Here is a 20,471-nt window from a genome sequence, read left to right on the forward strand (position 1 = left end):
GAGCCTGCAATGCCGGAGCTGGACGCCGCCGCTACCGCTGCATCACATCGTCTGGACGAGCTGCTCGTCCGGGTCGCCGGCGGTGATCGCCAGGCGTTCGAATCGGTCTATCAGCTGGCCTCCGGCCGCCTGTTCGCGATCTGCCTGCAGGTGCTGCGCGACCGCGGGGATGCCGAAGAGGTCCTGCAGGAGGTCTTCACCGCGGTCTGGAACAAGGCGGCGCAGTTCGACCGCGCCAAGGCGGCGGCCATGACCTGGCTGTCGATGCTGGCCCGCAACCGCTCGATCGACCGTCTCCGCGCCGCGCCGCCGCGCGCGCTGGATGATCTGTCGGTGGCCGAGGAACTCCCCGATGTCGCGCCGCAGCCGGCCCAGGTGGCCGAACAGGCGTCGGATCACGAGCGCCTGCAGGACTGCCTGGATACGCTGGAGCCGCGCCGTCGCTCGCTGATCCGGCTGGCCTTCCTCGATGGCGCCAGCTATGAGGAACTCGCGCGCCGCATTGGTTCGCCGCTGGGCTCGGTGAAGAGCTGGATCCGCCGGGGCCTGGGCCAACTGCGGGTGTGCCTGGAACGATGAACGCCCGCGACCTCCATGATCTGCATGACGACGGCGAACCGCCGAGCGCCGACATCCTCGCCGGTGAGTACGTGCTGGGGGTGCTCGATGCCGCGCAGCGTGCCGAGGTTGAACGCCGCATCGCCAGCGATCCCGGCTTCGCGCGATTGGTCGCCCAGTGGGAGAACCGCCTTGCGCCCCTGCTCGCATCGCTCGGCAGTGAACCGGTGCCTGCGCATCTGTGGCCACGCATCCGCACCTCGCTGGGCTGGCCTGCCGCAACGGTCGGCTCCCCGCGTCTCTGGCAGCGCACCGGGTTCTGGCAGGGCATGACCGCGTTGGCTGCCGCGCTTGCACTGGTGGCAGTGTTCAGCCGCCGTGACCTGGCGCCGACCGCACCGGTGTCCACGCCGGTCGCGGTCACACCCACCACGCCGCCGACGCCGGCCGAGCCGGAGCAGGCCACCAGGCCGGTCACGCCGCTGCTGCACGACGATGGCACCCCGGGCTGGCTGGCCTCGGTCGACAAAACCCAGGGCAAGGTGCTGATGGTGCCAGTCCCGGCCGCGGCCGATGCCGCCGGACGCGCGCCGGAGCTGTGGCTGATCCCGGCCGGAGGCGCACCGCGCTCGCTCGGTCTGGTCTCCATCGATCGCGCGCACACGGTTGCCGTTCCGGACGCGCTGCGTGATGCGCTTGTGAACGGCTCGGTGCTGGCGATCACGCTCGAGCCGGCCACCGGTGCGCCGCAGGGCATTCCGACCGGCCCGATCATCGCCAAGGGCGACATCGCGAACCTGTAACCGGGCACGTCCGGAATTATTTTCCGGATCCGTGCATCCAAACGCCGCCGGCTCCCGTATCTCCTGATAACGCCTCAGGAGAAGCGATTCATGTCGGTCAGCCCCACCCCCGACGCAGGACGCACCGCACAGCGACGCCGCTGGGCCACGCTGTGGCGTTGGTTCGATACCAGCGCCGATGCTGCCGCCGCGGTGGACCAGCCGCAGCGCGTGGACTGGGTGCGGGCGATCCCCTTCGCGGCGATGCACCTGGCCTGTCTGGCGGTGATCTGGGTAGGTGTCTCCTGGGTCGCGGTGGGCGTGGCGCTGGCCCTCTACGCGGTCCGGATGTTCGCGATCACCGCGTTCTACCATCGCTACTTCTCGCACCGCACGTTCTGCACGTCGCGCACCGTACAGTTCATCTTCGCGCTGATCGGCGCCTCCAGCGTGCAGCGTGGGCCGCTGTGGTGGGCCGCGCATCATCGCAACCATCACCGTCACACCGACACCGCCGCTGATCCGCACTCGCCCTCGGTGCATGGGTTCTGGTGGAGCCACATGGGCTGGTTCCTCACCGTGGAAGGCTTCCGCACCGACTGGTCGCGCATTCCGGACCTGGCCAAGTACCCCGAGCTGCGCTGGCTGGACCGCTTCGACACGCTGGTGCCGATCGCACTGGCCGCTGCCCTGTTCGGCCTGGGCGCCCTGCTCGAGCGCATCGCGCCGTCCTGGGGCACCAGCGGCGGGCAGATGCTGGTGTGGGGCTTCTTCATTTCCACCGTGGTGCTGTTCCATGCCACGGTGACGATCAACTCGCTGGCGCACCGCTTCGGCCGCCAGCGCTTCAACACCGGTGATGACAGCCGCAACAACCTGTGGCTCGCCCTGCTGACGTTCGGCGAAGGCTGGCACAACAACCACCACTTCTTCCCGGGTACCGCGCGCCAGGGCTTCTACTGGTGGGAAGTGGATGTCACCTGGTATGGCCTGCGGGCGATGGCCGCGCTGGGCCTGGTACGCGATCTCAAACCCGTGCCGGCCTGGGTGCTGGCCAAGGCGGAGCACTGACATGCGTATCGCCGTGATCGGATCGGGCATCGCCGGCCTCTCCAGTGCGTGGTGGCTGAGCCAGCAGCACGAAGTAACGCTGTTCGAGGCCAACGACTACCTGGGGGGGCACACCCACACGCATGAGGTGGAGGTCGACGGCCGCACGCACGCGGTGGACACCGGCTTCATCGTGTTCAACCCCGCGCACTATCCGCTGCTCACCGGGCTCTTCGAGGAACTGGGCGTCGCCTCGCAGCCGACCACCATGAGTTTCTCGGTGCACAGCGAGCGCACTGGGCTGGAGTACAACGCCACCTCGCTGGATACGCTGTTCTGCCAGCGCCGCAATCTGGTTTCGCCGCGCTTCTGGGGGATGCTGCGCGATCTGCGCCGGTTCTACCGCGAAGCACCGGCGCTGCTCGAGCGTGACGATGACGGCCCCTCGCTGGGCGAATTCCTGGCCAAGGGCCGCTACGGCCGCACCTTCATCGACGAACACCTGCTGCCGATGGCCTCGGCACTGTGGTCCTCGCCCACGGCGAGTCTGGCCGCCTTCCCGGCGCGCTACCTGGTGCAGTTCATGGCCAACCACCAGATGCTGCAGATGACCGGGCGCGCGCCGTGGCGGGTAGTGCAGGGCGGCTCGGCACGGTACATCGATGCGCTGCGCAGCCGCTGGCAGGTCCGCGAGCGGCTGGAGTGTCCCGTGTTCGGGGTGGAGCGCCACGAGCATGGCGTGCGCGTGCACAGCGCTGCCGGGCTGGAAGGCTTCGACCAGCTGGTACTGGCCTGCCACAGCGACCAGGCCCTGGCCTTGCTGTCCGATGCCGATCTCACCGAGCGCGCGGTACTGGGTGCGATCCGCTACCAGCCCAACGAGGTGGTGCTGCATACCGATGCAAGTCTGCTGCCGCGTGACCGCAAGGCCTGGGCCGCCTGGAACGCGCATGTGCCGCGCGACCCGCTGGCGCCGTGCACGGTCAGCTACTGCATGAACCTGCTGCAGGGCATCGATACCCCCACGCCCTTGGTGGTTACCCTCAACCGCAGCGAGGCGGTCGATCCGGCCACCGTGCTGCGCCGCCTGCAGTATGCCCATCCCGTGCACGACCACGCGATGGTGCGGGCGCAGCAGCGCTGGACGGAAATCCAGGGCCATCGCCGGACCTGGTTCGCCGGTGCGTACTGGGGCTGGGGCTTCCACGAGGATGGCATCCGCAGTGCCCGCCGCGTGGTCGATGCATTGCAGGCGCTGGATGCCGAGTCCTACTGGCCGCTGGCCGAGGCACTGCCGGCATGACCGCCAGTGCGATCTATCGCGGCTGGATGCGCCATCGGCGGCACGCGCCGCACGCGCACGCGTTCGGCTACCCGATCGCGCAGCTGCTGCTGGACCTGGACGAACTGCCGCGCCTGTTCGAGCGGCGCTGGCTGTGGTCGGTGGGTCGCCGCAACGTGGTCGAGTTCCGCCGCAGCGACTATCTCGGTGCGCCCGATCAGCCGCTGGTCGATGCCGTACGTGCACGCATCACCGAGGCACTGGGCCACGCGCCCGCCGGGCCGATCCGCCTGCTGACGCATCCGCGGTATGCCGGCCACGTGTTCAATCCGGTGAGCTTCTATTACTGCTATGCCGCCGACGGCACGACGCTGGACAGCATCGTGGCGGAGATCACCAACACGCCCTGGAAGGAGCGCCACGCCTACGTGCTGCCGGTGGCGCAGGCCGATGCCCAGGGCCGCGCGCTGTGCTGGTCGTTCGACAAGCAGTTCCACGTGTCGCCCTTCATGCAGATGGACTGCGAGTACCGCTGGCGCTTCACCGCGCCCGGCGAGGACCTGCACGTGCACATGCAGGTCTGGCGCGAAGGGACGTGCCAGTTCGATGCCGATCTGGTGATGCAGCGCCATCCGCTCACCGGGCGCGGCCTGGCCGGCGTGCTGCTGCGCTACCCGCTGATGACCCTCAAGGTGGTGGCCGCGATCCACTGGCAGGCGCTTCGCCTGTGGCTCAAGCGCAACCCCGTCCATGACCACCCTTCTCTTGCCGGAAAATCCCCATGAACGACATGACCCGTGCGGTGGCCCTGCCGCAGCCGTCCGCCCTTGAAGGGTTCCTGCGTGGGCGCCTGTTGGCTCAGCTCGCCCCGCTGCGTGGCGGCCATCTGCGCCTGCGCGATGCGCTCGGTGATGTGGTGATCGGTGATCCACAGGCCACGCCACAGGTGACGGTGTGGGTGGATGACCCGGCCTTCTATCGCGCAGTGGCTGCGCAGGGCAGTGTGGGCGCAGGCGAGGCGTACATCCGTGGCGACTGGCGCTGCGATGATCTGGTCGCGCTGGTGCGGCTGCTGGTGCGCAACCGGGATCTGCTCGATGGCATGGAGGGCGGGCCGGCGCGTGTCGGTGGCTGGTTGCTGAAGGGCTGGAACCGGCTGCGCCGCAATACGCGCGAAGGCAGCCGCCGCAACATCGCGGCGCACTACGATCTGGGCAATCCGTTTTTCTCGCTGTTCCTGTCTCCGGACCTGATGTACTCCTCGGCGCTGTATGCGAGCCCGGACGACACGCTGGAGGCGGCCTCCGAGCGCAAACTCGCGCGCATCTGCGAGCAGCTGCAGCTCACCGCCACCGATCGCGTGGTCGAGATCGGCACCGGCTGGGGCGGCTTCGCGCTGTACGCGGCGCGGCACATCGGTTGCCACGTCACCACCACCACCATCTCGGTCGAGCAGTACACGCTGGCCCGGCAGCGGGTGGAGGCGGCCGGGCTGCAGGACAAGGTGACCCTGCTGCTCAAGGACTACCGCGATATGGAGGGCCAGTACGACAAGCTGGTCTCCATCGAGATGATCGAGGCGATCGGCGCGCAGTACCTGGACACCTACTTCGCCACGCTCACCCGGTTGCTCAAGGACGATGGCCTGGCGCTGCTGCAGGCCATCACCATCGAAGACCAGCGCTACGAGCAGGCCCGGCGCAGCGTCGACTACATCAAGCGCTTCGTGTTTCCCGGCAGTTTCATTCCGTCGATCAACGCGATCGTCGCCGCCAAGACCCGCAGCAGCGACCTGCAGTTGATCGGCCAGCATGATTTCGGCCCGTCCTATGCGCTGACCCTGCGTGCCTGGCGCCAGCGCTTCCTGGCCCAGTTGCCCGCGGTACGCGCACAGGGCTTCGATGCATCCTTCATCCGCCTGTGGGAGTTCTATCTGGCCTACTGCGAGGGGGGCTTCCTGGAGCGCTCCATCGGCGTCTCGCACCTGCTGATGGCGCGTCCGGGCTACCGGCCCGCGCTGATTGCCGGGGAAGGCTGAAGTGACACGATTCTGGGCCAACGTGATCGGCAACCAGCTGGTGTGGCTGTGCGCCGTGATCGGTGCCGGCCACGGGCTGCGCTGGCCGGCGCTGGTGGCGGCTGCTGCCTACGTGGGCAGCCAGCTGGCGTTGTCGGCGCAGCCGTCGGTGGAGCTCAGGCTCATGCTGGTGGCGATCGGGTGCGGCCTGCTCGTGGATGGGCTGGCGGGTGCGTCCGGGTGGGTGACCTACGCGGCTGCCAATGAGCGCGCGTGGATCGCACCGGTCTGGATTCTGGCCCTGTGGGCCGCCTTCGCGATGACGCTGACGGTGTCGTTCGCGGTGCTGCAGCGGCATCTCATTGCCGCCGCGCTGGTCGGCCTGCTGCTGGCGCCGCTGGCGTATCTGTCCGCTGCGCGCGGTTGGTCCTCGGTGGTGTTCGCCACACCGCAGTGGCACGGCGTGCTGCTGCTCGGCCTCGGCTGGGCGGTCGCGCTGCCGCTGCTGGCCGCCTGCGCCCGCCATTGGCAGGGCCGCACGGCCCCCTTGAACACACTCACTCCTGGAGAGACACGATGAAGATGCTGTGGGTGGTGTGGCTATATGCCGCCGTGATCATGACCTGGGGCTGGTGGTGGCAACGCCGGCATCAGAACATCGGCGTGGTCGATGTGCTCTGGGCCAAGGGCGTCGGCGCGTCGGCCCTGTTGCTGGCCCTGCTCGGCGATGGTGCGGCGATGCCACGGATCGCACTGGCGGTACTGGGTGGCCTGTGGGGATCACGCCTGGCGCTGCACCTGTGGCACCGGGTGCGCAGCGAACCCGAGGATGGACGCTACCAGCACCTGCGCAGGCACTGGAACGGCCACCAGGGAAAGATCTTCGGCTTCTTCCAGTTCCAGGCCCTGCTGATCGTGCTGTTCGCGCTGCCGTTCGTGGCCGTGTCGGTCAATCCGCAACCGCAGGGCTGGGGCTGGCTGATCGCGGCAATGGCGATGTGGCTGCTGAGCGTGAGCGGTGAATCCATCGCCGACCGCCAGCTGGCGCGCTTCCGCGCGAATCCCGCGAACAAGGGCAAGACCTGTCGTGACGGTCTGTGGCGCTACTCGCGGCACCCCAACTATTTCTTCGAGTGGCTGCACTGGTTCACTTACGTGCTGCTGGCCGTGCAGTCGCCGCTGTGGTGGCTGGCGTGGTCGGGCCCGTTGGTGATGTACGTGTTCCTGCGCTGGGTCAGCGGCATTCCCTTCACCGAGGCGCAGGCGCTGCGCTCGCGCGGTGAGGATTACCGCGAGTACCAGCGCACCACGCCGATGCTGTTCCCGTGGTTCCCCTCCCGTTCGTCGCATGCCCGCAAGGAGTCTTCACCGTGAATGTCGCCAGTGACCAACTGCCCCTGCCGGACTACGCACCGGGCCTGACCGGCCTGGCCGAACGTGGGCTCGTGCCCGATGCGCTGTTGCGGCTGGGCATCCGCCGCCAGTGCGAGCAACGCCTGCGCGAAGAGCTTGCCGGTGGCCAGCAGGTCCAGTCGCAGCGCTTTGCCGCGAGTATTGCCGGGCTGGCCAGCAGCGCGGTGGCGCTGCACGTGGATGCGGCCAATCGCCAGCACTACGAAGTGCCGGCCGCGTTCTTCCATCGCTGCCTGGGCAAGCGCCTGAAGTACAGCAGCTGCTATTACGCCACGGGCAGCGAAACGCTGGACGAGGCCGAAGAGGCGATGCTCGCGTTGTACGGTGAGCGCGCGCAGCTGGCCGATGGACAGCACATCCTGGAGCTGGGCTGCGGCTGGGGGTCGCTGACGCTGTGGATGGCCGAGCACTACCCGAACGCGCAGATCACCGCTGTCTCCAACTCCAACAGCCAGCGCGAGTACATCCTGGGCCAGTGCCGCGCGCGTGGCCTGATCAACGTCACCGTGCTGACCCGTGACGTGAACCATCTGATGCTGGATGCGGAGACCTTCGACCGCTGTGTCTCCATCGAGATGTTCGAGCACATGCGCAACTACCCGCAGCTGCTGCAGCGCATCCACCGCTGGCTGCGCCCCGAGGGCAAGCTGTTCGTGCATATCTTCGTGCACCGCACGCTGATGTACCCGTTCGAAACCGAGGGCGACGACAACTGGATGGGCCGCCATTTCTTCACCGGTGGCCTGATGCCGGCGGCCGATACGCTGCTGTTCTTCCAGCAGCACCTGCAGCTGCAGCAGCGCTGGCTGCTCGACGGCACCCATTACGAGCGCACCGCCAATCACTGGCTGGCCAACCAGGACCGCGAGAAAGAGGCGGTGATGGCCGTGCTGCGCCAGACCTACGGCGATGCTTCGGCCGCACTGTGGCACCAGCGCTGGCGCATGTTCTGGATGGCCTGCGCGGAACTGTTCGGCTATCAGCAGGGCCAGCAGTGGCAGGTGGCCCATTACCTGTTCAACCGTCCGTGATCACCCCACGTTCCTGGAGGAAGCCGTCATGTCGATCCGCGCTCTCATTCCCCTGCTGGCTGTCGGCATGATGCTCGGCGGCTGCAGTGGCAACACCCGTCCGATCCCGCCGGTGGCGCACGTGGACGTGCCGCGCTTCATGGGCGACTGGTATGTGATCGCCCATATCCCCAGCCGGCCCGAGCGCGAGGCGTTCGACGCAGTGGAATCCTACGCACTGCGTCCGGATGGCCGCATCCAGACCACCTTCCGCTATCGCAAGGGCAGCTTCCAAGCGCCGGTCAAGACGATGCACCCGGTCGGGACGGTCAAGGACGGCACGGGCGGCGCGGTCTGGGGCATGCAGTTCATCTGGCCGATCCAGGCCGAGTACGTGATCGTCTACCTGGACGCGGAGTACCAACAGACCATCGTCGGCCGCAGCAAGCGCGACTACATGTGGCTGATGGCCCGCACCCCGACCATCTCCGACGCGGACTACCAGGCGGCGATGACCCGGGTCGCCGCGCTGGGCTATGACCTCTCCAAGGTGCGGCGCGTGCCGCAGTCCGGCAAGGCCGAATAGGCCGTTCCGTGCCGCGCTTCTCAGGCCCTGAGAAGCGCACGGGCGATACTGTCGCCATCGACCTCTTTGGCCCCTGCATCGTTGCGGGGGCAGGCGGGGAGGGTGTGCGGATCGGCCGCGCACGGGCGGACAGAGGACGGCAACGTGGCGGACAAGTACTGCGATCTGGTCATGAAGGGCGGCATCACCAGCGGCATCGTGTATCCCAACGCGGTGCTGTCGCTGGCCCGCGAGTACCGCTTCAAGAGCATCGGCGGCACCTCGGCCGGCGCCATTGCCGCTGCCGTGGCCGCTGCAGCGGCGCTGGGTGACCGGCGACGCCAGGCCGGTGAGCCGGTGGCCGCGGCGGTAGGCTTTCCGGGGCTGGCCGGGGTATCGGCGCAGTTGTCCCGGCAGGGCTTCATCCACAGCCTGTTCCAGCCGGCGTATGGCGCGCGTACCGCGTACCGCCTGCTGGTGATGCTGACCGGCAAGGCTGGCCTGCTGCGCAAGATTGCCTGCCTGCTCGCCGCGGTATTCGCGATCGCACCGCTGGAACTGCTGGTCTCACTGGCGGGCCTGCTCGGCATCGGTTACCTCGCCGGGGGCATCGACGGCATCTGGGCGACGCTGCTGCCGTCGTTGCTGTGCGCCTACGGCGCTGGCGTGCTGGCCTCGGCACTGCGCGTGGCGCGCGTGGCACGGCGTAACCTGCTTGGCCTGTGCAATGGCAGCACCCAGCCGAACGCTTCCGGACCGGCGCTGACGGATTGGCTGCACACCCAGCTGCAGGCATTGGCCGGCAAGCCGGACGAGCAGCCATTGACCTTCGGCGACCTGCATGCCGCACCACGTTATCCCGGCGAGCCCAGTGGCGCGCACGCGATCACGCTGCAGATGATCACCACCTGCGTCTCCCACACCGAACCGCGCACGCTGCCGTTCAATGCGGCGCACTTCTGGTTCCTGCGCGAGGAGTTCGCGCAGTTGTTCCCGGCCAGCGTGGTCGACTGGCTGGTCGCGCGCGCCGGCACTCCCGAACACGTCGAGGGGCGCGACTACTACCGCCTGGTCGATGGCGAGGACCTGCCGGTGCTGGTGGCCACGCGCATGAGCCTGAGCTTCCCACTACTCATCAGCGCAGTGCCACTGCACGAGCCGGCCCGGCGCGAGCGTCGCTGCGAGCCGGTCGCCGATGCCGAGCCCCGACGCGACAACGCCAACGTCGCCGACAGCATGGAAGGGCTCACCAGTGGTGGCCAGAGCTGTGGTCCGGTGATCGCCGCGTTCCGTGTGTGCTGGTTCTCCGATGGCGGCATCAGCAGCAACTTCCCGATCCACCTGTTCGACGCCGCGTTGCCGCGCTGGCCGACCTTCGGCATCAATCTGGTCTACGCGCAGCCTGCCGACGCCGTGAGCGTGGTAGCTGAGGGCGACGCGCATGCGCGCGCGGAGCAGGCCGTGTTCCTGCCCACCGAGAACCGCCATGGCTGGCAACGCACCTACCACGCCATCGCGCAGCCGATGGCCGCGGCGGAGATGTCCGGTTTCCTGTTTTCGATCGTCTCGACCATGCAGAACTGGCGCGATGTGCTGCAGGCCCGCGCGCCGGGCTACCGTGACCGCATCGTGCATGTGGCGCTGGAGGGCGACGAGGGCGGCATGAACCTGGACATGCCACAGGCCGTGCTCAGCCGCATCGCCGACAAGGGCAGCATCGCCGGCGAGCGCTTCTGCGATTTCTCCTTCGCCAACCATTACTGGATCCGCTGGCGCAATCTGGCCTCGGCCTACCAGCGCTACACGCTGGATGTGGCGCGCACCGATGACCCTGCACAACGCGTGGCGGCATACGAAGCGGCGTATCAAAGTGTGGCCACCGGCATGCCGGTGCCGCCGTCCTACCGATTGAGTTCGGAAGACAAACGGCGCGAATCGCAGCAGCTGTGGCGGCACATGGTCGAGCAGGGCCAGACCTGGGAAGACCTCGGGCCGGACCTCACCGACGGCGCACCGCGCCCGCTGCCGCAGATGAAGGTCACGCCAATCTACTGAGTCGGCGATGGACCGCATCCCGATCCGACCTGCCCGCCGTTGGTCGGCTTCCAGCTAAACGTCACATGACCGGTAGAGCCGACCGTCGGTCGGCTGCTCTTCGCAACGGTGCCAACACTCGCGGCATCGGACGCACGTCGACCAACGGTCGACGCTACCCGCGTCCCGGCAGCTGCGGGAACGCGCGCTGCATGCAATCCTCGCGCGGGCACACCCGGCAGCCCGGGCCGATCGAGACCGAGTTGCCCGGGCTCTGGATATCCAGCCCACGTGTGTAGATCAGCCGTTCGGCATGCTGCAGGTCGCAGCCCAGCGCCACCGCGAAGGTCTTGCGCGGTTGCCCGTGCCCGATAGGCCCACTGCTGACCTGCCGCGCCAGCCAGAAGTGGCGGCGTCCGTCGGGCATGCGTGCGGTCTGGGTCAGCACCCGCCCCGGTTGGTTGAAGGCTTCGTACACGATCCACAGCGGGCACGAGCCGCCCACCTGTGAGAAGTGGAAATCGGTGGCCGAATGCCGTTTGGAGACATTGCCGGCGCGGTCCACACGGATGAAGAAGAACGGCAGGCCGGGCGCGCTGCGTCGCGCCAGCGTGCTCAAGCGATGGCAGACCGCCTCGAAGCCCACGCCGAAGCGATGGGCGAGCGCATCGATGTCGTATGCGCTGTGCTCGGCGGCGCGCAGGAACTGCGCATACGGCATCACCAGCGCACCGGCGAAGTAGTTGGACATGCCGATCCGCGCCTGCGCGATCTGCTCCGCTTCGCCGAAGCCCGCGCGCGCGATCACCGCATCGATCTGCGCCGCATAGCCCAGCAACGCCAGCTCGGCGGCCATCTGGAATGCCTGCTGGCCCGGCTCCAGATAGTCGGGCAGCCACAAGGTGCGGCTGCCGCCGTCGTAGACGCGCTTCTCGCGCCCGGCCTGCAGCGGCCCCACTTCCACCAGCACGCCATGGCGGTCGGCCAGCAGCTGGCGCAGGCGCGGCGCCACGTGCCCGGCTACCAGCCCCCATTCGCCGAACAGCTGCTCGGCCAGGTCATCCAGCTCGGGGATGTGGTTGTGCATGCGGTTGAAGAAATCGCGGACCTGATCGCCCGCAGGCAACGCCTGCCCGGCGTGCACATCACCCAGCTGGAACTCCAGCGCGGCGGCATGCTCGCGCAGCATCAGGTGGCGGCGGTGCAGGTCGAGCAGGGCGCGGCTGATCTGCGGCAGGTTGCCGGCCATGGCGCGCAGCTCGGTGCTGCTGACATCGGCCAGGCCCAGATCGCGCAGGGTCTCGCCCAGCGATTCCTGCAGCGCGCCGGGGTCATCGACCTCGAACAGTTCACTGACGTCACCCAGCACCTCGCGCAGCTTGCCCTGCACCGCCGGGGTCAACGGCCGCTTGTTGCGCTCGATCTGGTTCAGGTAGCTGGCCGACAGCCCCAGGGCCTTGGCCAGCGCCAACTGGCTGTAGCCGCGCTGCTCGCGCAGTTTGAGCAGGCGCAGGCCGAGCTGGCGTTGGACAGGCTGGCTATTCACAGAATTCACAAGAATCGTAGCGGGCATTGGCCAGATTAAGCGCATACAGCCCGGAAATCGAGGGTGGCACTGTGAATAATGCCAACAACTTTCGACCCGCCGGGATTGTCCATGACTGTTGCAGCGCCCCGTATCCGCATGTTGATCGATGGCCAGTTCATCGAATCGGCCAGCTCGCATTGGCAGAACGTGGTCAATCCGGCCACCCAGGACGTCCTGGCCCAGGTCCCGTTTGCCACCCCCGGCGAAGTCGACGCCGCCGTCGCCTCGGCCAAGGAAGCGTTCAAGACCTGGCGCAAGACCCCGATCGGCACCCGTGCGCGCATCTTCCTGAAGTACCAGCAGCTGATCCGCGAGAACATGAGCGAGCTGGCCCACATCCTCAGCGCCGAGCAGGGCAAGACCGTGCCGGATGCCGAAGGCGATGTGTTCCGCGGCCTGGAAGTGGTCGAGCACGCGGCCGCCATCGGCAACCTGCAGCTGGGCGAGCTGGCCAACAACGTGGCCAACGGCGTAGACACGTACACCCTTCTGCAGCCGCTCGGCGTCTGCGCGGGCATCACCCCGTTCAACTTCCCGGCGATGATTCCGCTGTGGATGTTCCCGATGGCGATCGCCACCGGCAATACCTTCATCCTCAAGCCGTCCGAACAGGACCCGATGGTCACCATGCGCCTGGTCGAACTGGCGCTGGAAGCGGGTATCCCCAAGGGCGTGCTGAACGTCGTGCACGGTGGCGAAGACGTGGTCAACGCGATCTGCGATCACCCGGACATTAAGGCGGTTTCGTTCGTCGGTTCCACCCGCGTCGGCACCCACGTGTACAACCGTGCCTCGCTGGCCGGCAAGCGCGTGCAGTGCATGATGGGCGCCAAGAACCACGCCGTGGTGCTGCCGGACGCCAACAAGGAACAGAGCCTCAATGCGATGGTCGGTGCCGCCTTCGGTGCGGCCGGCCAGCGCTGCATGGCCGCCTCCACCCTGGTGCTGGTCGGCGAAGCACGCGAGTGGGTGCCGGACCTGGTGGCCAAGGCCAAGACGCTGAAGGTCAGCGGCGGCAGTGTCGCCGGTACCGATGTCGGTCCGGTGATCTCCTGCGCCGCGCGTGAGCGTGTCGAAGGCCTGATCGCCTCGGGCGTGGAGCAGGGCGCCAAGCTGGTGCTCGATGGCCGCAACCCGCAGGTCGATGGCTTCGAGAAGGGCAACTTCGTTGGTCCGACCATCTTCGCCGGCGTGACGCCGGGGATGCGCGTGTACGACGAGGAAATCTTCGGGCCGGTGCTGGTGATCCTGGAAGCGGACACCCTGGAAGATGCCATCGCACTGATCAACGCCAACCCCAACGGCAACGGCACCGCGCTGTTCACCCAGTCCGGCGCGGCCGCCCGCAAGTTCCAGGAAGACATCGACGTCGGCCAGGTCGGCATCAACGTGCCGATCCCGGTGCCGGTGCCGCTGTTCTCGTTCACCGGCTCGCGTGCCTCCAAGCTCGGCGACCTGGGCCCGTACGGCAAGCAGGTGGTGATGTTCTACACCCAGACCAAGACCATCACCTCGCGCTGGTTCGATGACGAGACGCTGGGTCATGGCGTCAACACCACCATCAGCCTGAAGTAAGCAACCGCAACAACGGAGTTCGACCATGAGCCACTCGATGACGACGGAACTCGACGAAGCGCAGCAGGCCTATAGAGAGGCAGCGCGTGACTTCGCCCAGGCCGAACTGGCGCCGCACGCCGCGCGATGGGATGCGGAGGGCATCTTTCCGCGCGAGGCGATCGCCAAGGCAGGGGAACTCGGGTTCTGTGGTTTGTACATGGATCCCGAGGTCGGTGGCAGCGGCTTGAGCCGTCTGGACGCCGCCGTCGTCATCGAGGAGCTCGCCAATGTGGATCCGTCCACGGCGGCCTATGTCAGCATCCACAACATGGCCTCGTGGATGGTGGCCAAGTGGGGCCAGGAGAGCCTGCGTGCCGCGTGGGGTGCAGACCTCTCGTCCGGCACCAAGCTGGCATCGTATTGCCTGACCGAACCGGGTGCCGGTTCGGATGCGGCCTCGCTGAAGACCAGCGCGGTGCGTGACGGCGACGACTACGTACTCAACGGCTCCAAGGCCTTCATCTCCGGCGCCGGTGCCACCGAACTGCTGGTGGTGATGGCGCGCACCGGCGGCGCCGGTGCAGGTGGCATCAGCGCGATCGCGGTGCCGGCCGACCTGCCGGGCATCAGCTACGGCCGCAAGGAAGAGAAGATGGGCTGGAACAGCCAGCCGACCCGTGGCATCACCTTCGAGAACGTGCGCGTGCCGGTCAGCCATATGCTCGGCGAGGAAGGCAGTGGCTTCAAGCTGGCCATGAAGGGCCTGGACGGCGGCCGCATCAACATCGCCGCGTGCTCGCTGGGTGCGGCCCAAGGCGCCGTGGATGCCGCCCGCCGCTATATGGGCGAGCGCCGCCAGTTCGGCAAGGCGCTGTCGGAGTTCCAGGCGCTGCAGTTCAAGCTGGCCGACATGGCCACCCAGCTGGTCGCCGCACGGCAGATGGTGCACACCGCCGCGCGCAAGCTCGACGCCGGCGCCAGCGATGCCAACGTGTGGTGCGCGATGGCCAAGCGCTTCGCCACCGATGCCGGCTTCAACATCTGCAACGATGCGCTGCAGATCCACGGCGGCTACGGCTACATCCGTGAATACCCGATCGAACGGCTGCTGCGCGATTCGCGCGTGCACCAGATCCTGGAGGGCACCAACGAGATCATGCGTGTGATCGTGGCCCGCCACCTGCTCAACACTGAAGAGGAACTGCGATGATGGAGTGGCGCCAGCATGATCACGTCGGCCTGAAGGTCGAGGCCGATGGCCACGTCGCGGTCATCACCCTCGACAACCCGCCCGCGCATACCTGGACCGTGCACAGCCTCTCGGCGCTGCGCGATCTGGTCGGCGCGCTCAATGCGGACCGCGATATCTACGCGCTGGTGATCACCGGCGATGGCGAGAAGTTTTTCTCCGCCGGTGCCGACCTCAAGCAGTTCGCCTCCGGCGACAAGGCCGCCGCACGTGAAGCGGCACGTCGCTTCGGCGAAGCCTTTGAAGCGCTGTCCGGTTTCCGTGGTGTCTCCATCGCGGCGATCAACGGCTACGCGATGGGCGGCGGTCTGGAATGCGCGCTGGCCTGCGACCTGCGCATCATCGAAGAACACGCCCAGGTGGCGCTGCCGGAGGCCACCGTCGGCCTGCTGCCGTGCGCCGGCGGCACCCAGAACCTGCCGCGCCTGGTGGGCGAAGGCTGGGCCAAGCGCATGATCCTGCTGGGCGAGCGCATCGATGCGGACACCGCACTGCGTATCGGCCTGGTGGAAGAAAAGGTGGGCAAGGGCGAGGCCAAGGCACTGGCCCTGGCGTGGGCGCACAAGGCGGGCAAGCAGAGCCCGACCAGCATCGCCGCCTGCAAGACGCTGGTGCAGGCCACCCGCACCGGCACCCACGCCTCGGCGCTGGTGGCCGAGCGCGAGGCCTTCGTTGATCTGTTCGACAGCGCCGACCAGGCCGAAGGCGTGAACGCCTTCCTGGAAAAGCGTGCCGCGCAGTGGAAGAACGCATGAGCACCGCCGTCGTCAACGACGAGGCGCCGGTGCTGTTCGAAGAGCGCGCCGCCGCCAACGGCACGCGCATCGGCATCGCCACGCTCAATGCCCCGCGCACGCTCAACGGGTTCTCGCTGCCGATGGCGCATCTGCTGCGCGAGCGGCTGGATGCCTGGGCCGTTGATGACGGCATCGCGCTGGTGGTGCTGCAGGGCGCCGGCGAAAAGGCCTTCTGCGCCGGCGGCGATCTGCACAGCCTGTACCGCAGCATGGTCGACTACCGCGAGGGCGGGAAGACCGACATCCGCGACAACGCCTACGCAGCGGAATTCTTCGACGTCGAGTACCGCGTCGACTACGCGATCCACACCTATCCCAAGCCGATCCTGTGCTGGGGCCATGGCATCGTCATGGGCGGTGGCATCGGCCTGATGTCCGGCGCCAGCCACCGCGTGGTCAGCGAGCGCTCCAGGCTGGCGTTCCCGGAGATCACCGTGGGCCTGTTCCCGGACGTGGGCGGCAGCTGGCTGCTGCCGCGCGTACCCGGCCACGGCGGCCTGTTCCTGGCCCTGACCGGTGCACCGCTCAACGCCGGCGATGCGATCTACGCCGGGCTGGCGGATATCCACATCGCCGAGGCGCAGCGCGAGACCGTGTTCAATGCGCTGGCGGACGTGCACTGGAGCCGCGAGGCCAAGCGCAACCACGAACAACTGACCGCACTGCTGCAGCAACACGCCAGCGATGCGGCCACCGGTCCGCTGCTGCGCAATGCCACCACCGTGGACGCGCTGTGCGCCGGTGACGACGTTGGTGCGATCGTCGAGGCGATTCTTGCGCTGGAAACGGACGATGCCTGGCTGAGCACTGCGAAAGCCACACTTGCCGCCGGTGCGCCCGGCTCGGCGCGGCTCGCGTTCGAGCTGCAGCACCTGGCCGAGGGCGCTTCGCTGGCCGAGGTATACCGCATCGAATACATCGCAGCACTGCATGCGGCCGGCCACGGCGACTTCGCCGAAGGCATCCGCGCGTTGCTGATCGACAAGGACCGCACCCCGCAGTGGCAGCCGCGCACGCTGGCCGAAGCCACGGCCGAGTGGGCCCGCACCTTCTTCGTTTCGCCGTGGTCGGATGCCGCGCATCCGCTGGCCGACCTCGGTGCCACCGTCCCTGAAAGGAGCCGCGCATGAGCCGTATTGCATTCATCGGGTTGGGCAACATGGGTGGCCCGATGGCCGCCAACCTGGCCAAGGCCGGTCACGCGGTGCGGGTGTTCGACCTGGTGCCCGCCGCCGTGCAGGCCGCCGTCGATGCCGGCGCCACCGCCGCCAGCTCGGCACTGGATACGCTGACCGGGGCCGAGATCGTCATCTCGATGCTGCCGGCCAGCCGCCACGTTGAAGGCGTCTACCTGGGTGACGACGGCCTGCTGGCCGACATCCCCGGCGGCGCGCTGGTCATCGACTGCAGCACCATCGCGCCGGCCACCGCCCGCAAGGTCGCCGAAGCCGCTGCCGCGCGCGGCCTGCAGATGCTGGACGCACCGGTCTCCGGCGGCACTGCCGGTGCCCAGGCCGGCACCCTGACCTTCATCGTCGGTGGCGAAGCCGAGGCACTGGAGCGCGCGCGCCCGCTGCTGCAGGCGATGGGCAAGAACATCTTCCATGTCGGCGCCAGCGGTGCCGGCCAGGTCGCCAAGCTGTGCAACAACATGGCGCTGGGCGTGATCATGGCGGTGACCGGTGAGTCGATCGCGCTGGGCGTCGCGCACGGGCTAGACCCGAAGGTGCTCTCGCAGATGATGGCGGTCAGTACGGGCCGCAGCTGGGCGACCGAAGTGTGCAACCCGTGGCCCGGCGTGCTCGAAAACGCCCCGGCCTCGCGCGGCTACAGCGGCGGCTTCGGCAGCGACCTGATGCTCAAGGACATGGGCCTGGCAGTGGAAGCGGCGATGAGTGTCGGCGCCTCGATCCCGCTGGGCGAGCTGGCCCGCAACCTGTATTCGATGAATCACCAGGCCGGTCGCGGCAAGCTGGATTTCTCCAGCGTGGTGCAGCTGATCACGCACGACAAATAGTGGGTAGTGCCGGCCGCTGGCCGGCAACGTCACTATCGACACCGGCGACATCCGGCTTCACCGGTAGGCAACGACCGTTGGTCTTTGCAACAGAACAAGATGCATCCCATGGGTACGCCCACGGGATCCACCGCGGTGGGATGGGCGGTTGCCAGACGATCAAGTCAGGCAGCCGCCCATTTTTTTTCAGACCACCGTCAGCGTCACGTCGATGTTGCCGCGGGTCGCGTTGGAGTACGGGCACACGATGTGGGCCTTCTGCACCAGTTCTTCGACCTGCTCGCGCGGCAGGCCCGGAACCGAAATCTCCAGCGCCACTTCGATGCCGAAGCCGGTCGGGATCTGGCCGATGCCGACCTTGCCGGTGATCTGCGTTTCAGCCGGCAGAGCGACCTTGGCCTGACCGGCCACATACTTCAGCGCGCCCAGGAAGCAGGCCGAGTAACCGGCGGCGAACAGCTGCTCCGGGTTGGTGCCCGGGCCGCCCGCACCGCCCAGCTCGCGCGGGGTGGAGAGCTGGATGTCCAGCACGTTGTCGGAAGAGACGGCGCGGCCGTCGCGGCCGCCGTTGGCAGTGGCCTGGGCGGTGTACAGAACGTTGGCAATGGGCATGGGAATCTCCTGCGGAGTGAAAGGGGTGGGCCAGATGGCAGGTGTACTTTGCGCGCCTGAGTCGTACTTATGGCAACATTTCGTCCAGAAAACTTGATCTGGAGTCCGCCAATGGTCGATCGACTGCAATCCCTGCTGGACCGCTTCGCGGTGTCGGCCGAGGTGTTCCACGCCGGCGCGCTATGCGGCATCAACGATCTGCCGGGCGATGGCGAGCGTGGCCAACTGAATCTGATCCGCGAGGGCGATGTGCGCGTCGAGCATCCGGACGGCAGCGTGCTGCAGATCACCACGCCCAGCGTACTGCTGTACCCGCGCCCGCTCGCGCACCGCTTCGTCACCGATGCCACGCGGGGCGCGGATTTCGCGTGCGCCAACCTGCAGTTCGAAGGGGGCGCCAACAACCCGGTCGCCGCTGCGCTGCCGCCGATCGTGTGCCTGCCGCTGGAGGGCTTGTACGGCGGCCAGCCGGTGCTGTCACTGCTGTTCGAAGAAGCCTTCGCGCAGCGCTGCGGCCGCCAGGCGCTGCTGGATCGTCTGTTTGAAGTGGTGCTGATCCAGATCCTGCGCGCGCTGATGGAGAGTGGCCAGATCCGCGTCGGCCTGCTCGCCGGCATGGCCCATCCGCGTCTGCGCCACGCGCTGGTGGCGATGCATGAAGCGCCCGCCGACGAGTGGACGCTGGAGTCGCTCGCGCAGCGCGCCGGCATGTCACGCAGCGCCTTCGCCGACAGCTTCCGCGACACCATCGGCAGTACGCCCGGTCATTACCTGCAGGGCTGGCGCACCCGCCTGGTGCAGCAGGCGCTGCGCCGCGGCCAGCCGCTCAAGCGCATCGCCATCGATGTGGGCTACGGCAGCGAAGCGGCGTTGTCGCGCGCGTTCAAGGCGCAGACCGGGCAGTCGCCGCGGCAGTGGAAACAGGGCAGTGTGGCCACCGAACGATAACGCGATGCACGCCGACGTCGCTCAGATCGCCCACTCCCGATCCGTCGTGAACATGATCGTCAGCCAGCGGTCCGGCGACTCCTCACCCAGCGCTTCGCCGATCTCATCGCGCAGGCGATCCCATTCGATCAGCGCCCGCGGTGGATCATCGGCGCGCACCACGAAGAACAGCTCGATCTGCTCACCGCGCCCGACCTTGGCCACGTAGCTGCGGTATTCCAGGAAACCGTGCCTGGCCACGATATCGCGCGCCACCTCGTCCACGTGGGTCTGCAGATCCAGCGGGGTGATCAGCAGGATGTCCGACAACGCCTGGCGCACCGTGCCCATCGGCGCCACGACCACAAACAGGCAGACCACCAGCAGGATCGCCGGATCGATGTACGGCACCAGCCACGCCCACTGCGTGCCACCCAGCACATAGCCGCCGACGAAGGCGACCAGATACGCCGCCGACATGCTCGCCGCGACCACCCAGTTCTTGGCATCGAGTGCGATGAAGTCCGAGCCGATCGACCGGTTCGCCCGGCGTACGAACAGTGCCAGCCCGGTTTCGGCCACGATCGAGATCACCGCGAACAGGATCGCCGGCCCGAGCGCGATCTCGCGCCCGCCGGACATCAGGGCGTCCACCGCGTTGACCGCCGCGTACAGCGCCGCGCCGATCATCAACGTCCCGCTGACCCCGAGCACGATCGGTTCCAGATGCCAGAAGCCCATGGTGAAGCGCTGGTTCAAGCGCGACTGCAGGGTATCGACGTGGGTCGACAGGCTGATCAGGCGCACCACCAGCAGCGACAGCCAGGTCATCACCACGTCGATCAGGCCGTAGATGCCGTCGAAGATGATCAGCGAGGAGTTGGCCAACAGGCCGAACGCCACGGCCGCGGCGGCCATCGCCAGGGAGGCGGCGATCGACAGGCGCAGGACGCCTTGCTCGGTGGTGGGGTCGAAGCTGGGCAGACGGAGCGCGGGCATGGATGCTTGGGAGG

Annotated in this window: 20 protein-coding genes; 17 read left to right on the forward strand and 3 right to left on the reverse strand. The window is 67.7% G+C overall.

Translation table 11 applies throughout. The features are described from left to right. Nucleotides 1-9 precede the first annotated feature (9 nt). From C0R07_RS10440 to C0R07_RS10490, 11 genes are all read left to right on the forward strand, one after another. On the forward strand, nucleotides 10-579 hold the full coding sequence (locus C0R07_RS10440; RefSeq protein ID WP_102788841.1) for a sigma-70 family RNA polymerase sigma factor: 570 nt from the start codon (nucleotides 10-12) through the stop codon (nucleotides 577-579). Then, a complete protein-coding gene (locus C0R07_RS10445) occupies nucleotides 576-1,361 on the forward strand; it encodes an anti-sigma factor (protein ID WP_102788842.1) in 786 nt (261 codons plus the stop codon). The genes C0R07_RS10440 and C0R07_RS10445 overlap by 4 nt, the downstream gene beginning before the upstream one ends. A gap of 90 nt (nucleotides 1,362-1,451) precedes the next feature. Further along, entirely contained in the window at nucleotides 1,452-2,411 is a 960-nt protein-coding gene (locus tag C0R07_RS10450) for an acyl-CoA desaturase (RefSeq protein ID WP_102788843.1), read from the forward strand. Nucleotide 2,412: 1 nt separating this feature from the next. Beyond that, nucleotides 2,413-3,693 carry an NAD(P)/FAD-dependent oxidoreductase gene (locus tag C0R07_RS10455; RefSeq protein WP_102788844.1) on the forward strand — a complete coding sequence of 427 codons (1,281 nt, stop codon included), beginning with the start codon at nucleotides 2,413-2,415 and terminating at the stop codon, nucleotides 3,691-3,693. Continuing rightward, the gene (locus tag C0R07_RS10460; RefSeq protein ID WP_070474354.1) at nucleotides 3,690-4,457 is read left to right on the forward strand and encodes a DUF1365 domain-containing protein; all 768 of its coding nucleotides are present in this window, start codon (nucleotides 3,690-3,692) and stop codon (nucleotides 4,455-4,457) included. Before C0R07_RS10455 ends, C0R07_RS10460 begins: the two co-directional genes overlap by 4 nt. Continuing rightward, on the forward strand, nucleotides 4,454-5,710 hold the full coding sequence (locus tag C0R07_RS10465) for an SAM-dependent methyltransferase (protein WP_070474357.1): 1,257 nt from the start codon (nucleotides 4,454-4,456) through the stop codon (nucleotides 5,708-5,710). The genes C0R07_RS10460 and C0R07_RS10465 overlap by 4 nt, the downstream gene beginning before the upstream one ends. A gap of 1 nt (nucleotide 5,711) precedes the next feature. Then, on the forward strand, nucleotides 5,712-6,269 hold the full coding sequence (locus C0R07_RS10470) for a DUF2878 domain-containing protein (protein WP_070474363.1): 558 nt from the start codon (nucleotides 5,712-5,714) through the stop codon (nucleotides 6,267-6,269). After that, nucleotides 6,266-7,063: a DUF1295 domain-containing protein gene (locus tag C0R07_RS10475; protein WP_102788845.1), complete on the forward strand. Its 798-nt coding sequence runs from the start codon at nucleotides 6,266-6,268 to the stop codon at nucleotides 7,061-7,063. Before C0R07_RS10470 ends, C0R07_RS10475 begins: the two co-directional genes overlap by 4 nt. Then, nucleotides 7,060-8,133, forward strand: coding sequence for a class I SAM-dependent methyltransferase (locus C0R07_RS10480; RefSeq protein ID WP_102788846.1), 1,074 nt, complete (start codon nucleotides 7,060-7,062; stop codon nucleotides 8,131-8,133). Before C0R07_RS10475 ends, C0R07_RS10480 begins: the two co-directional genes overlap by 4 nt. Before the next feature lie 28 nt (nucleotides 8,134-8,161). Next, nucleotides 8,162-8,698, forward strand: coding sequence for a lipocalin family protein (locus tag C0R07_RS10485; RefSeq protein WP_102788847.1), 537 nt, complete (start codon nucleotides 8,162-8,164; stop codon nucleotides 8,696-8,698). A 144-nt stretch (nucleotides 8,699-8,842) separates the two neighbouring features. Continuing rightward, a complete protein-coding gene (locus tag C0R07_RS10490; RefSeq protein ID WP_102788848.1) occupies nucleotides 8,843-10,732 on the forward strand; it encodes a patatin-like phospholipase family protein in 1,890 nt (629 codons plus the stop codon). 154 nt (nucleotides 10,733-10,886) lie between these two features. Here the strand turns inward: C0R07_RS10490 and C0R07_RS10495 are convergent, their stop codons facing one another. Next, complete coding sequence (locus C0R07_RS10495) at nucleotides 10,887-12,257, reverse strand: helix-turn-helix domain-containing protein (RefSeq protein WP_254427815.1); 1,371 nt, start codon at nucleotides 12,255-12,257, stop codon at nucleotides 10,887-10,889. Nucleotides 12,258-12,368: 111 nt separating this feature from the next. On the opposite strand from C0R07_RS10495, the gene C0R07_RS10500 reads away from it, so the two are divergent. The 5 genes from C0R07_RS10500 to mmsB are packed head-to-tail and all read left to right on the forward strand — an operon-like array spanning nucleotide 12,369 to nucleotide 17,919. Further along, nucleotides 12,369-13,874 (forward strand): CoA-acylating methylmalonate-semialdehyde dehydrogenase, encoded by a 1,506-nt coding sequence (locus tag C0R07_RS10500; RefSeq protein ID WP_070474373.1) that lies wholly within the window; start codon nucleotides 12,369-12,371, stop codon nucleotides 13,872-13,874. A gap of 25 nt (nucleotides 13,875-13,899) precedes the next feature. After that, the gene (locus tag C0R07_RS10505) at nucleotides 13,900-15,066 is read left to right on the forward strand and encodes an acyl-CoA dehydrogenase family protein (RefSeq protein ID WP_102788850.1); all 1,167 of its coding nucleotides are present in this window, start codon (nucleotides 13,900-13,902) and stop codon (nucleotides 15,064-15,066) included. Next, entirely contained in the window at nucleotides 15,063-15,860 is a 798-nt protein-coding gene (locus C0R07_RS10510) for an enoyl-CoA hydratase (RefSeq protein ID WP_102788851.1), read from the forward strand. Before C0R07_RS10505 ends, C0R07_RS10510 begins: the two co-directional genes overlap by 4 nt. Then, a complete protein-coding gene (locus tag C0R07_RS10515; RefSeq protein ID WP_102788852.1) occupies nucleotides 15,857-17,032 on the forward strand; it encodes an enoyl-CoA hydratase/isomerase family protein in 1,176 nt (391 codons plus the stop codon). Before C0R07_RS10510 ends, C0R07_RS10515 begins: the two co-directional genes overlap by 4 nt. Then, a complete protein-coding gene (mmsB, locus tag C0R07_RS10520) occupies nucleotides 17,029-17,919 on the forward strand; it encodes a 3-hydroxyisobutyrate dehydrogenase (RefSeq protein WP_046272315.1) in 891 nt (296 codons plus the stop codon). Before C0R07_RS10515 ends, mmsB begins: the two co-directional genes overlap by 4 nt. A 186-nt stretch (nucleotides 17,920-18,105) precedes the next feature. On the opposite strand, the gene C0R07_RS10525 is transcribed toward mmsB, so the two are convergent. After that, nucleotides 18,106-18,531: an organic hydroperoxide resistance protein gene (locus tag C0R07_RS10525; protein WP_070474379.1), complete on the reverse strand. Its 426-nt coding sequence runs from the start codon at nucleotides 18,529-18,531 to the stop codon at nucleotides 18,106-18,108. A gap of 111 nt (nucleotides 18,532-18,642) precedes the next feature. On the opposite strand from C0R07_RS10525, the gene C0R07_RS10530 reads away from it, so the two are divergent. Continuing rightward, the gene (locus C0R07_RS10530; RefSeq protein WP_102788853.1) at nucleotides 18,643-19,479 is read left to right on the forward strand and encodes an AraC family transcriptional regulator; all 837 of its coding nucleotides are present in this window, start codon (nucleotides 18,643-18,645) and stop codon (nucleotides 19,477-19,479) included. Nucleotides 19,480-19,500: 21 nt separating this feature from the next. Here C0R07_RS10530 and C0R07_RS10535 read toward each other — a convergent pair whose 3' ends face one another. Further along, nucleotides 19,501-20,457, reverse strand: a complete 957-nt coding sequence (locus tag C0R07_RS10535; protein ID WP_102788854.1) for a cation diffusion facilitator family transporter — start codon at nucleotides 20,455-20,457, stop codon at nucleotides 19,501-19,503. Nucleotides 20,458-20,471 lie beyond the last annotated feature (14 nt).

Origin of the sequence: Stenotrophomonas bentonitica (genome assembly GCF_002887735.1) — a bacterium.
Lineage (GTDB): Bacteria > Pseudomonadota > Gammaproteobacteria > Xanthomonadales > Xanthomonadaceae > Stenotrophomonas > Stenotrophomonas bentonitica_A.

Bases quoted from the DNA above. Each gene is read 5' to 3' on its own strand.
- C0R07_RS10440 (WP_102788841.1), top strand. From the start codon at position 10: ATGCCGGAGCTGGACGCCGCCGCTACCGCTGCATCACATCGTCTGGAC.
- C0R07_RS10445 (WP_102788842.1), top strand. From the start codon at position 576: ATGAACGCCCGCGACCTCCATGATCTGCATGACGACGGCGAACCGCCG.
- C0R07_RS10450 (WP_102788843.1), top strand. From the start codon at position 1,452: ATGTCGGTCAGCCCCACCCCCGACGCAGGACGCACCGCACAGCGACGC.
- C0R07_RS10455 (WP_102788844.1), top strand. From the start codon at position 2,413: ATGCGTATCGCCGTGATCGGATCGGGCATCGCCGGCCTCTCCAGTGCG.
- C0R07_RS10460 (WP_070474354.1), top strand. From the start codon at position 3,690: ATGACCGCCAGTGCGATCTATCGCGGCTGGATGCGCCATCGGCGGCAC.
- C0R07_RS10465 (WP_070474357.1), top strand. From the start codon at position 4,454: ATGAACGACATGACCCGTGCGGTGGCCCTGCCGCAGCCGTCCGCCCTT.
- C0R07_RS10475 (WP_102788845.1), top strand. From the start codon at position 6,266: ATGAAGATGCTGTGGGTGGTGTGGCTATATGCCGCCGTGATCATGACC.
- C0R07_RS10485 (WP_102788847.1), top strand. From the start codon at position 8,162: ATGTCGATCCGCGCTCTCATTCCCCTGCTGGCTGTCGGCATGATGCTC.
- C0R07_RS10500 (WP_070474373.1), top strand. From the start codon at position 12,369: ATGACTGTTGCAGCGCCCCGTATCCGCATGTTGATCGATGGCCAGTTC.
- C0R07_RS10505 (WP_102788850.1), top strand. From the start codon at position 13,900: ATGAGCCACTCGATGACGACGGAACTCGACGAAGCGCAGCAGGCCTAT.
- C0R07_RS10510 (WP_102788851.1), top strand. From the start codon at position 15,063: ATGATGGAGTGGCGCCAGCATGATCACGTCGGCCTGAAGGTCGAGGCC.
- C0R07_RS10515 (WP_102788852.1), top strand. From the start codon at position 15,857: ATGAGCACCGCCGTCGTCAACGACGAGGCGCCGGTGCTGTTCGAAGAG.
- mmsB (WP_046272315.1), top strand. From the start codon at position 17,029: ATGAGCCGTATTGCATTCATCGGGTTGGGCAACATGGGTGGCCCGATG.
- C0R07_RS10525 (WP_070474379.1), bottom strand. From the start codon at position 18,531: ATGCCCATTGCCAACGTTCTGTACACCGCCCAGGCCACTGCCAACGGC.
- C0R07_RS10530 (WP_102788853.1), top strand. From the start codon at position 18,643: ATGGTCGATCGACTGCAATCCCTGCTGGACCGCTTCGCGGTGTCGGCC.
- C0R07_RS10535 (WP_102788854.1), bottom strand. From the start codon at position 20,457: ATGCCCGCGCTCCGTCTGCCCAGCTTCGACCCCACCACCGAGCAAGGC.